General features: G+C 60.8%; 13 protein-coding genes. 12 read left to right on the top strand and 1 reads right to left on the bottom strand.

The annotated features are described in order from the left end of the window. Nucleotides 1-51 precede the first annotated feature (51 nt). Nucleotides 52-921 (bottom strand): response regulator transcription factor, encoded by an 870-nt coding sequence (locus tag HU811_RS19030; protein ID WP_186657480.1) that lies wholly within the window; start codon nucleotides 919-921, stop codon nucleotides 52-54. 292 nt (nucleotides 922-1,213) lie between these two features. Here HU811_RS19030 and HU811_RS19025 point away from each other — a divergent pair, with 292 nt between their 5' ends. The 12 genes from HU811_RS19025 (at nucleotide 1,214) to HU811_RS18970 (ending at nucleotide 11,498) form a co-directional block, all read left to right on the top strand. After that, entirely contained in the window at nucleotides 1,214-1,408 is a 195-nt protein-coding gene (locus HU811_RS19025; protein WP_008070254.1) for a Flp family type IVb pilin, read from the top strand. Nucleotides 1,409-1,564: 156 nt separating this feature from the next. After that, the gene (locus HU811_RS19020) at nucleotides 1,565-1,759 is read left to right on the top strand and encodes a Flp family type IVb pilin (RefSeq protein ID WP_047228300.1); all 195 of its coding nucleotides are present in this window, start codon (nucleotides 1,565-1,567) and stop codon (nucleotides 1,757-1,759) included. A 26-nt stretch (nucleotides 1,760-1,785) separates the two neighbouring features. Then, nucleotides 1,786-2,316, top strand: coding sequence for an A24 family peptidase (locus HU811_RS19015; RefSeq protein ID WP_047228159.1), 531 nt, complete (start codon nucleotides 1,786-1,788; stop codon nucleotides 2,314-2,316). 2 nt (nucleotides 2,317-2,318) lie between these two features. Beyond that, nucleotides 2,319-3,647 carry a DUF8689 domain-containing protein gene (locus HU811_RS19010; protein ID WP_092400105.1) on the top strand — a complete coding sequence of 443 codons (1,329 nt, stop codon included), beginning with the start codon at nucleotides 2,319-2,321 and terminating at the stop codon, nucleotides 3,645-3,647. Between the two features lie 15 nt (nucleotides 3,648-3,662). Next, nucleotides 3,663-4,475 (top strand): Flp pilus assembly protein CpaB, encoded by an 813-nt coding sequence (cpaB, locus tag HU811_RS19005; protein ID WP_186657478.1) that lies wholly within the window; start codon nucleotides 3,663-3,665, stop codon nucleotides 4,473-4,475. A gap of 76 nt (nucleotides 4,476-4,551) precedes the next feature. Further along, entirely contained in the window at nucleotides 4,552-5,889 is a 1,338-nt protein-coding gene (locus HU811_RS19000) for a TadE/TadG family type IV pilus assembly protein (protein WP_189674170.1), read from the top strand. Nucleotides 5,890-5,897: 8 nt separating this feature from the next. Beyond that, nucleotides 5,898-6,377, top strand: a complete 480-nt coding sequence (locus tag HU811_RS18995; RefSeq protein ID WP_092400101.1) for a TadE/TadG family type IV pilus assembly protein — start codon at nucleotides 5,898-5,900, stop codon at nucleotides 6,375-6,377. After that, entirely contained in the window at nucleotides 6,377-6,871 is a 495-nt protein-coding gene (locus HU811_RS18990; protein WP_092400099.1) for a TadE family protein, read from the top strand. Before HU811_RS18995 ends, HU811_RS18990 begins: the two co-directional genes overlap by 1 nt. Next, nucleotides 6,865-8,085, top strand: coding sequence for an AAA family ATPase (locus HU811_RS18985; protein WP_186657476.1), 1,221 nt, complete (start codon nucleotides 6,865-6,867; stop codon nucleotides 8,083-8,085). The genes HU811_RS18990 and HU811_RS18985 overlap by 7 nt, the downstream gene beginning before the upstream one ends. A gap of 3 nt (nucleotides 8,086-8,088) precedes the next feature. After that, nucleotides 8,089-9,522, top strand: coding sequence for a TadA family conjugal transfer-associated ATPase (locus HU811_RS18980; protein WP_092400095.1), 1,434 nt, complete (start codon nucleotides 8,089-8,091; stop codon nucleotides 9,520-9,522). Next, nucleotides 9,519-10,505, top strand: a complete 987-nt coding sequence (locus HU811_RS18975; protein WP_186657474.1) for a type II secretion system F family protein — start codon at nucleotides 9,519-9,521, stop codon at nucleotides 10,503-10,505. Before HU811_RS18980 ends, HU811_RS18975 begins: the two co-directional genes overlap by 4 nt. 27 nt (nucleotides 10,506-10,532) lie before the next feature. After that, the gene (locus tag HU811_RS18970) at nucleotides 10,533-11,498 is read left to right on the top strand and encodes a type II secretion system F family protein (protein ID WP_092458694.1); all 966 of its coding nucleotides are present in this window, start codon (nucleotides 10,533-10,535) and stop codon (nucleotides 11,496-11,498) included. Nucleotides 11,499-11,532 lie beyond the last annotated feature (34 nt).

Raw genomic sequence — 11,532 nt, 5'->3', positions numbered from 1 at the left:
AAAACGCCGCTCATTGAGCGGCGTTTTTTTTCGTCCGTGAAAAAGCACGCTTCAATCTTCGAGGCTCTCCACCAGGCTCTCAAGTGCGTCTGCACGCTCGTTTTCCGGTAGATCGGGAGCGGGAATCATTGTTCGCATCTGCCGCGCCAGGCGGTATTCACTGGGTGTGCAGTTGGCGTACTGCTTGAAGGCGCGGGCGAAGTAGGAGGGATCCTTGAACCCGGCCTCATAGCCGATGCTGGTGATAGGCATCTGGCTATTGTCGAGCAGTTCCTTGGCAAAGCTCATGCGTTTGTTCAGCACGTAATCGGTGAAACCAAGTCCGTTGGCTTCCTTGAACACACGGCTGAAGCGAAACGTGGTCATGCCGCATCGCTTGGCCAGGTCCCGCTGATCGATGCTGTCGCGAAAATGCTGGTCGATGTACAGCATGATATGGCTCAGGGCCTGGTGTTTCTGGTGCCCCGAGGTCAGGCGGATGCTGTCCGGCAGGGTTGGAGCGTGGTCGATCAGCGACGTCTTGCGCGGGCCACAGGTGTGGCGGCGTAACTCGCATAATTGCACCAGGGCAGTCAGGTAGCGCTTCCTCTCCGTGGCTGACAGGGGCAGTACCATGTATTCCCACACACTTGAGCGCATGGCCCAGACCGCCAGTTCTTCGGAGTGCTGCACGGTGAACATGGTGATGGGCGTGGCAGGGACGGTGCGCTTGATCTCCAGCAGCCGCCGCAGGCCCGGCGTATCCGGGCGATCGAAATGGATGCAGATCATGTCTGCCTGTTCCCCGCCGGGCAGCAGGGCATCTTTTGCCTGGGTGCAGTCGCAAGTGTCCTCGAACTGGCTGACAAGTTCCTGGGTGGACCGATCGTGAGTCAGATCGAACCACAACAGCTTTGGCTTTCTGGTCAGACTCGAGATCATGTGCCTACCACTCAGCGTGATGACTGCCCTTAAGCTTGCAGTATTGCCAATGTGCCATCACTTCGCCGAATAATTTTTTTATAAAAGCCGTTTTTTTAAGCGCCACAGGCTCAGAACGGCAGAGCGCGAATCGTTGCGAGTTGCAATCGCAAGGCGTGCCTGGCTCCCCCCGCAAAATAATCCTAGCGATGTGCAAAATCCTCCTAACGGCTATCCCCACCCGCTGACTAGGGTTGCATCAGGCAGTTGCAAATGTACTGCCCCTGAAAACAACCCTGATGAGGTGCGCAAAATGACTCTTCAAACAATCAAGGCTTCGGTGCTGAAGTTCGCCAAAGATGAAGACGGCCTGACCATTGTGGAATACGCCGTGGCCGGTGGGTTGATCACGGTGTTGGTGGCCGCCGCCTTTGTGCTTCTGGGCGGTGCCGTGAATACCAAGATCCGCGCGCTGTGCCAGGCCGTCAACGGCAACGTCGCCTGCTGACAGCGACAACGGCGTGGGGACACGGCGTCTTTCAAGGAAGCGTCGCTTGCGACTCTTTTGCTGTGAGTACAACGAATCACTCAAATGGACTTGGCGTTGTCCCCGACAACTTAGTTCATGGCGGTACAGCCTTTATTCAAAGGTGAGGTGAAGAAAATGACTCTGCACACAATAAGAACTTCGATCAGCCGGTTCGCCAAAGATGAAGATGGCTTGACCATTGTTGAATACGCCGTCGCGGGAGGTTTGATCACGGTGTTGGTGGCGGCAGCCTTCGTCCTTCTGGGCGGCGCGGTGGACACCAAGATCCGTGCGCTGTGCCAGGCCGTCAACGGCAACGTGGCCTGCTAACGATAACTGCAACAGGGAGACGCGCCATGTCCATGGAATTGCTGGTGTCGACGGTACTGCTGCTGGGACTGCTGGGCGTGGCGGTGGTGAGCGACTTGCTCCGCCACCGCATCCCCAACACGCTGGTCCTGTTGGGCCTGGCCTTGGGCTTGGCCGGTCAAACTTATACAGGCGGGATCAGCGGAACGGGCGATAGCCTGCTGGGCATGCTGGTCTGTTTCGCGCTGTTTTTACCCATGTATGCGGTGGGTGGCATGGCCGCCGGTGACGTCAAGTTGATGGCCATGGTGGGCAGTTTCCTGCCGGTTCATTACGCATTGTGGGCTGCGCTGTTCAGTCTGATCGCCGGTGGTGTGTGCGGTTTTCTGATCGTGCTGGCCCGCGGTCAGTTGCTCCAGACCCTGCAGCGTTACTGGCTGATCGTGCGGGCCCAGGCTTACCTGGCACCTACCGCGGATGAAGTGGCCGGCAAACCTTTTCCTTATTCGATCGCGATCCTGATCGGCACCTTGAACAGCGTCTACTGGCAGCTGATTGCCGATGGCTGGGGAGTCTAGTCATGCACGTCATCAACGATAGTGATGCCTACCCTAGTGAACGGGAAGCGGTGCAACGCCTGGCCCCTCAGCCATGCACGATTCAAGACACCGGCCTGACTGACAGTTTTCTCGGCGAGCTGGTCTGCAAGCATCTGCACGACGCTGGTGTACTGGACATGACGCGGCTGGTGGAGCGCCTGGCGCTGACCGGCGCGGTGCTGGAAGAAGTCCTGGCGTTCCTGCGCAAGGACGGTCGCGTCGAAGTGCTCGGCCAGCTCGGGCAAACGAGTGTACAGGCCTTGCGTTACGGCCTGACCGAACGCGGCCGCAGTGCCGCTCGCGACGCCCTGTCTCGCAGTGGCTACATCGGTGCGGCACCTTTTCCGGTGAGTACCTACCGGTCCCTGATCAAGATCCAGACCATTCACCATGGTCGTATCACCGCCACCGACATGCAACGAGCCCTGGCCGGCATGGTGCTGTCGCAAGGCATGCTCGATCAGTTGGGGGTGGCGCTGAATTCAGGGCGGGCGATCATGATTTATGGCCCCGCAGGCACCGGTAAGACCTATGTCAGCAGCCGTCTTATCCGTCTGTTCGCCGAGGCCATCTGGGTGCCCCATGCCATCGTCATCAACGAGTCGGTGATCGAGATCTACGACCCGCAGGTGCATCAGCGCCTGGATGACAAGGGCCAATCGAACAATCTGATGCTCAATGAAGGCATCGACCGTCGGCTGCTGTGCTGCAAACGCCCGATTGTCATCACGGGCGGTGAGTTGAACATGGAGCAGCTGGATGTTCGCTACGACCCCTTTACCCGCCAGTACCAGGCCGCGTTGCAGCTCAAGGCCAGCAACGGCCTGTTCATCATAGATGACATGGGACGCCAGCGCATGGCCCCGGCCGAATTGCTCAATCGCTGGATCGTGCCGATGGAAGAGAAGCGCGACTTCATCAACCTGGGCGGTGGTCGCCATTGCGAGTTGCCGTTCGATCTGGTCCTGGTGTTTTCCACCAACCTCAACCCCCTGGAACTGGCCGACGAAGCCTTTCTGCGCCGCATTGGCTACAAGGTGCAATTCGGTTACCTCAAGCCCGAAGAATACGAGCGCATCTGGCGCCAGGAGTGCGAACGCCTGGGCATCCCCCATGACCCGCTGCTGGTGCGCTATGTGCTGCAGCAGCTTTATGCGGGCGAGGGCATGCCGCTGGTGCCTTGCCATCCCCGCGACCTGTTGAACATGGCGCTCGACCGCCAGCGTTACCTGGGCGGTTCCGGGCCCCTGTTGCCGCAAGAGCTGGAATGGGCCTGGCACAACTACTTCGTTCAGCTCGACTTCCTTTGAATCGGAGATACCAACATGAGCTCTCGTACGTTTTCGCTGATTGGCGTTTCCCTGGTCATGGGCCTGGGTGCCGCATGGATGGCTGACTCCTGGCTGAGCGCACGACTTAACGCCAAACCCGATGACCATTTGCGCAGCGTGGTGGTTGCCACCGTGCCAATTGCCTTCGGGCAGATGGTCGAGGCCCAGCAGGTCACCACCGTGCGCATGCCCATGGATACGATCCCGGACGATGCCTTTGACTCCAGCGAACAGGCCGTAGGCAAGATCGCGACGTTCGACATTCTGCGCGGTGACATCGTGCGGGGCGCGCGTCTGAGTGAGCATTTGGGTGGCAGCACCCTGGCGTCGCTGATCGATCCTGACAAACGCGCCATATCGGTACGGGTCGATGATGTGGTCGGTGTGGGGGGCTTCCTGTTGCCGGGGAACCGGGTCGACGTGCTGGCTACCAAGACCACCAGCGCCGGCAGTAACAACGCTGTGTCCCGGACCATCCTTGAAAACCTGCGGGTGCTGGCGGTGGATCAGACTGCGGGCACCGACAAGACCCAGCCGGTGGTGGTGCGGGCCGTAACGCTGGAAATGTCGGCCGCTGAAGCAGAGGCCCTGGTGACTGCGCAGACCGAAGGCAAGTTGCAGCTGGCCTTGCGTAATCCGCTGAACCTGGAGAAAAAAGCCGTGGTCGTGGCGCCCCCTCCGGCTCCGGTGATGGCGGCGGCGACCGCTGTGGTGCCATGGCCCGTGGTGCAGCGCAGCCCCAAAGCGCAGAGCAGCGGGATCACGGTAATCCGTGGAGTTGAAAGCAGCGTCGTCAACGTTCACTGAAACGCGTAGAAAAAATGCCTGGTCCTTCGGCCATGGCAATGCCGATCCTCACGCGTCGGCAAACGAGGGCTCGATCATGAATCCCAGTATCCGGCAGCCTGTCACTGCGACGCCTCGGCGCCAGGAAGGAGCAGTGAGTGTATTGATGGTGATCGCGTTAATGGCGATTTCCATGATGGCGGCATTGGCCCTGGATGGCGGACACATGTTGCTCAACAAGACCCGTCTGCAAAATGCCGTGGATGCCGCCGCCTTGAGCGGCGCCAAGACCCTGAGCCAGGTGGCGGGGGGGCTCAACATGGCCAGTACGACTCGGGCCGCCGCCCTGGACACGCTGACACGAAATGCTGACGCCGCGGGCAACGCTGAACTGGCAACCGCCGTCGCCGGCAACCCGGGTGCGTTCGCCGCAGTGGAGCTGGCCAGCAGCGTCTATGGCCCGTTTTCCTATCCCGGGCCGTCGGATGCCAAGTACGTACGCGTGTCAGTGTCCAGTTATCAGTTGAGCGGTTTTTTCTGGAGTTTCGTTCAAACGATGGGCAGTGCCGGCCTGGGCAATAAGGCCGTGGCGGCGATCGCCACCGCAGGCCCCAGCCCCACGGCTCCGTGTGATCTCGCGCCCTTGATGGTCTGCGGCGACACCAGTCAATACGACCCGGCTGCCGGAAATTTCTGGAGTTATCGCTTTGGCGACCTGACGGTGCTGAAGACGGCCGCGGGCAACACATCGCCCATTGGACCAGGCAATTTCCAACTGCTCGATTTCGGCTCCGGCGGCAGCGCGGTGCGCGAAGACCTGGCGGGCGGCGGTTCCATCTGCCGCAGTGTCGGGGACAACGTCCAGACCGCGCCGGGCAACAAAGCCGGCCCGACGTCCCAAGGCTTGAATACGCGATTCGGTATCTATAACGGTCCGGTCAGCGCTTCGGACTATCCACCGGACCTGGTCACTACATCGAGCAACCCGGCGATGACCTATGACGACGCGCTCTCCCAGGCGCAATACAAAGGACAGCCCATCACCTCGAACAATGGCGATCTCAGTGGCGCTGGTGAGGCAATACTGGACTACAACGACTGGAAAACGGCAGTCGCCGCTTGCGTGGCCGGGGCCGGTAGCGGCTGTGAAAGCAACGGGGTTTTCGAGCGGCGGATGCTCAAGATCGTGATCGGTGACTGCACCGGCAAACTGAGCGGCTCAACCTCGATTCCCGTCCTGGGGTTTGGCTGCTATTTCGTCGTGCAACCGGTTAATGGTGGAGGTTCGGACTCCATCATCTTTGGCCAGTTCGTTCAGGAATGCGAAGGCGATAACGTGCCTGGCCCCACGCCGGTCAGCGATACCGGGCCGCAGGTCATTCAGCTCTACAAAACCTATCTCAACGGCAGCGGCACTCCGAGCACCGACTCGTAGGAGGCGTCATGCGACTTGCCCATTTCAAAGCAGCGCAGGCCCAGCAAGGCGTGGCGCTGGTGGAATTCACCCTGGTACTGCCGTTGTTGCTGCTGCTGTTGCTGGCCTTTGGCGAGTTCGGCCGCATGCTCTTTCAATACAACGTGCTGCTACAGGCCAGCCGTGATGCCAATCGATTCGTCGCCAGCCAGGCCTGGAATACCACCCTGGGCACCATCGCCCTGAACAACACGCTGCAGACCCAGACGAAAAACGTCGCGGTGTATGGCACTCCGAGTCAGGCCGGCGCCGCGGTGGTGGCCGGTTTGACCACGGCGAACGTGGAGGTCGCCGCGGTGGGTGTTGATCATGTGCGTGTCACCATCACCTACACCTTTTGCCCGGTGATTGGCGCAGGCAATTGCGGTGGAACAATTCCCGGTTTCTTCGGCAATGCCATTGCCCTGGGCATCCCACTGGTGGCGACCACCGTCATGAGGGCGTTGTGATGAACAACAAGCACATGCAAGGCACCTACATCGTGGAATTCGCCTTTGTCGGCCTGCTGGTGTTCATCCTGCTGTTCGGCGTGGTGGAAATGGGCCGGCTGTATTTCACCGCCAATGCCTTGGATGAAGCCGCGCGACGCGGCGCGCGGCTGGCGGCGGTGTGCAATATCAACGATCCGGTGGTGTTGCGCCGCGCCATCTTCAATGCCGCGACAGATTCAGGTACCAGCCAACTGATCAGCAGCCTCGCCACTTCGAACCTGGCGCTGACCTATCTGGATGTGAACGGCGCCGTGGTGGCGAACCCCGCCGACACGGTCAGCGCCAATGGCTTTCGCGCGATCCGTTACGTGCAGTTGAGCGTGCAGAACTTCGTTTTCAATCTGTTCATTCCCGGGTTTGGCGTGCCCATTACCTTGCCCACATTCAGGGCGACCTTGCCACGCGAAAGCCTTGGGCGTCATTCCGATTCCGGGGAGATCACACCATGCTGAATACCAGGGAAACTCCACTGTCGACCGTTACCGGCAAAGCCGGGCTGCGGCTACTGATCAGCAGTCGTGACGCTTCGTCCCTGCGCGACCTGCAATGCGTCTGCCAGCGCATGCCTTGCCTGGAAGTGAGCACGCGCCTGGTGAGCAACGGCCATGTCGATCCGCTTTATGGTCTGGAGCGAATGCCCGACCTGCTGCTGTTGCGGGTCAGTCACTTGTGGCGCGAAGAGCTGGCGGCGTTGCTGCAGCGTCCGGCCCATGAGCGTCCACCGATGCTGGTATGCGGTCTGATGGGCGAGCAGGAAGGCATGCGGCTGGCAATGCAGGCCGGTGCCCGGGACGTGCTGCCAGAGCCCTTCGCCGAGACGGAGCTGGTGGCCGCCCTGAATCGTCTGGTGGCGGAGGTCCGCGTCGGCCAGGGTGCCGAAGGCAAGCTGGTCGCCGTGATCAGCGCCAAGGGTGGTTCCGGTGCAACCCTGGTGGCCTGCAACCTGGCCCAGCAACTCAGCGCCCAGGCAGGTACCACCCTGTTGCTGGATATGGACCTGCAGTTTGGCAGCGTCACCCATTATCTGGATGTGGCCCAGTCCCATAGCCATCTGCAAGTGCTGCAACAGGTCGAAGACCTGGACAGTATCGCCTTGCGGGGTTTTTGCAGTCACTTCAGTCCGACCCTGCACGTGCTGGGTGGCCGCAGCGGCGAGTTGTGCCTGCCACAGGACGCTCAGCCCGAACAACTCGACGCCCTGTTGCAATTGGCCCGTGCCAGCTATGACTGGGTGGTAGTGGACCTGCCGCGGCAGATCGACCACCTCACCGGCTCCGTGCTGGAGCAGGTCGACCGGGTCTACGTGGTGGTTCAACAAAGTGTCAGCCATCTGCGCGATGCCAGCGCCCTGGTGCGGATCCTTCGCGAGGACCTGGGCATACGCGCAGACCAGTTGCAGGTGGTGGTCAATCGCTATGACAAGGCGGCCGCGGTCAGCCTCAAGGATGTCGCCGAAGCCCTGCGGTGCACCAACCTGTCGAAATTACCCAATGACTTCAACCTGGTCAGCCAGAGTCAGAACACTGGCGTGCCGTTGGGGCTGCATGCGCCGAGGGCGGCCATCACCGTTGCCCTGCGCGATTTGACCGAAGACCTGGTCGGTCACCAGATGGCCGCAGACAAAGGCCTGCTCAAACGTGCCTTCAACCGTTTTTTCGGGGGATGACCCATGATCAGCGACTTCCGCAACCGCTTGCGTAAACAGTCCGGTAAACCTGCCATTGAGCTGACTGGCGACAGCCTGCCGGATCCGACAGAGCAATTGATGGCCTGGGAGCATGCCATTCCCGACGTGCTCTACGAAACCCGTAGCCAGGTCACCCCGGTGGAAGCCCAATGGCGGGAAAAAATCTACCAGCAACTGCTCAAGGTCATGGACCTGTCCTTGCTCGACTCCCTTGAGCAGGCCGAAGCCACGAGACAGATACGCGATATTTGCCAGCGTTTGCTCGATGAGCATTCGGCGCCGGTAAGCTCGGCCAGCCGTCAGTTGATCATCAAGCAGATCACCGACGAAGTGCTAGGGCTGGGGCCTTTGGAGCCGTTGCTGGCCGACCATAGCGTGTCCGATATCCTGGTCAACGGTTTCGCCTCGGTCTATGTCGAACGCTTCGGTAAGCTGCAAAGAACCGACGTGCGCTTTCGCGACGACCAGCATCTGCTGAACATCATTGACCGTATCGTCTCCAGCCTGGGGCGACGCATCGATGAGTCGTCACCCCTGGTGGATGCCCGACTCAAGGACGGCTCGCGGGTCAACGCAATCATCCCGCCGCTGGCCATCGACGGTCCGAGCATGTCGATCCGGCGCTTCGCGGTGGACCTGCTCAACACCGACAGCCTGATCCAGGTGGGCACCATGACCCCAGCCATTGCCTTGTTGCTCAAGGCGATTGTCCGTGGGCGCCTGAACGTGCTGATTTCCGGAGGCACCGGCAGTGGCAAGACCACCATGCTCAACGTGCTGTCCAGTTTCATCCCCCACAACGAACGTATCGTCACCATCGAGGATTCGGCCGAACTGCAACTGCAACAACCTCACGTGGTACGTCTGGAAACCCGGCCTTCGAACATCGAGGGGCGCGGCGAGGTGAGCCAGCGGGAACTGGTGCGTAACAGCCTGCGGATGCGTCCGGACCGCATTGTCATCGGCGAAGTGCGTGGCGCCGAAGCGCTGGACATGCTCACTGCCATGAACACCGGCCACGACGGCTCCCTGACCACGATCCACGCTAACACCGCGCGCGATGCCTTGGGGCGAATCGAGAACATGGTGTCGATGACCGGCGCGACTTTTCCGATCAAGGCCATGCGTCAACAAATTGCCTCTGCCATCGATGTGGTGATCCAGTTGGAGCGTCAAGAAGACGGCAAACGACGTGTGGTGAGCATGCAAGAGATCAACGGCATGGAAGGGGAGATCATCACCATGACCGAAATTTTCTCTTTCACGCGCCAAGGCATCGGGGAAAACGGCGAGGTGCTGGGTGATTATCGGCCCAGCGGGATGATCCCGGCCTTTCGCGACGTGTTGGCCAGGCGCGGCATCGAGTTGCCGCTGACTCTGTTCCGTCCTGAGTGGATGGAGGCTCGGTCGTCATGAACAACATCCCCAGCGAGTTCATCCTGATTTTTCTTGCCATGGTGTTCATCGCCGTCTTCCTCCTGTCCCAGGGGGTGGTGGTGCCGGTGTTCGGCGAGGCCGGCAAAATGCGCAAGCGCATCCGTGGGCGCCTGCATGTGCTGGAGAAAGCCAACCATCTGCCCAACATGCAGACCGTGTTGCGGCAGAAGTACCTGACGCGCTTGTCGCCCCTGGAAGCCCGGCTTGAACAGTTGCCGTTCATGGCCAACCTGACCCAGTTGATCGAGCAGGCCGGCCACGAATACCGGGCCTATCGGGTGATGATGCTCGGCCTAGCTCTGGGCGTGGCGGCCGGTGCCGTGGTGCTGATGTTCTGGCCGGTATGGTGGGTGGCGCTGCTGGTGGCCTCTGTGGTGACCTGGTTGCCGGTGCTGAAAATCATGCGCGACCGCAGCAAGCGTTTCGCCGCCTTCGAGGAAGGTTTGCCGGACGCGCTGGACGCCATGTGCCGGGCCTTGCGCGCCGGGCACCCGTTCAACGAAACCCTGCGTCTGGTCGCCGAGGAGCACAAGGGGCCGGTCGCCCAGGAGTTCGGTATGACCTTCGCCGACATCAACTATGGCAACGATGTGCGCCGGGCCATGCTCGGCCTGTTGGAGCGCATGCCAAGCATGACGGTGATGATGCTGGTGACCTCCATACTTATCCACCGCGAAACCGGCGGCAATCTGACCGAAGTGCTGGAGCGCCTGAGCCGCTTGATCCGCGGGCGCTTCCGCTTCCAGCGCAAGATCCGCACCTTGTCGGCGGAAGGGCGCATGTCGGCCTGGGTGCTGGTGGCGATCCCCTTCGTGCTGGCGATCGCCATCGTGCTCACAAGCCCCAGCTACATGCCGGTGCTGATCAATGACCCTATAGGCCACAAGCTGATCATGTTCGCGTTCGGCGCCATGTTGTTGGGGATTCTCTGGATACGAAAAATCATCCGGATCCAGGTTTAAGCGCCCTCGCGGCGAGAGGTATCAGTCATGGATTTTCTGCTCGGGTTGTTCAGTCGGTTTACCGGAAGCGAAGAAATGGCACGGCTGTTGTTCATCGCCGTGATCGGCCTCAGTACGGTACTGGCGGTCGTCGCCATGATCCTGCTGATGCTCGGCCTGCAGGATCCGGTGCAACGGCGTCTGGCGCTGATCAAACGGGGGTATTCCGGCAGTGCGCAAGGGCAGGAGGCGCCAGGTAACCTGCAACTCTTGCTGGAGCGGGTCGGCCAGCGTTTCGCCGCGACTGACCCGACCCAGGCCAGCGCTACCCTGACCCTGCTCACCCACGCCGGCTACCGTTCCGCGTCGGCGGTGCAGATGTATTGGGCCGTACGCCTGATGCTGCCGTTACTGCTGCTTGGCGTTACGTTACTGCTGCTGCCGCTGATCAAGGTGTCCTTGATTGTCGGTTTGCTGGTGGCGACCTTGATGGCAGGTATTGGATGGTTGCTGCCGGCGCTGTACGTCGGCAAGCGCAAGCAGGCGCGACAAGCGCGCCTGCGGGCGGCATTTCCCGATGCGCTGGACCTGATGGTGGTGTGCGTCGAGTCAGGCCTGGCCCTGCCCACCACCATAGAACGGGTGGCGGAAGAGATGTCGGTCAGCCAGGTTGAGCTGGCCGAAGAGCTGGCCTTGGTGAACGCGCAGATCCGCGCAGGTATCACCAGCACCGACGCTCTCAAGCAACTGGCCCTGCGCACCGGTCTGGAGGATATCCAGGGCCTGGTCAGCCTGCTGGCCCAGAGCATTCGCTTCGGTACCAGCGTGGCCGACACCCTGCGTATCTACGCCGATGAGTTCCGTGACCGGCGCACCCAGGCGGCCGAGGAAATGGGGGCCAAGATCGGCACCAAGCTGATCTTTCCGCTGATCTTCTGCCTCTGGCCAAGTTTCTTCCTGGTCGCCATCGGCCCGGCCATGATCGGCGTGTTCAGGGCCTTTGGAAATATGTAGAGGGACATACGGTCCCGGTTGTACAAGCCTGTGG

Origin of the sequence: Pseudomonas tehranensis (assembly GCF_014268615.1) — a bacterium.
In the GTDB taxonomy this organism is placed as follows: Bacteria; Pseudomonadota; Gammaproteobacteria; order Pseudomonadales; family Pseudomonadaceae; genus Aquipseudomonas; species Aquipseudomonas tehranensis.
This window is presented reverse-complemented; position numbering and strand designations above follow the sequence as displayed.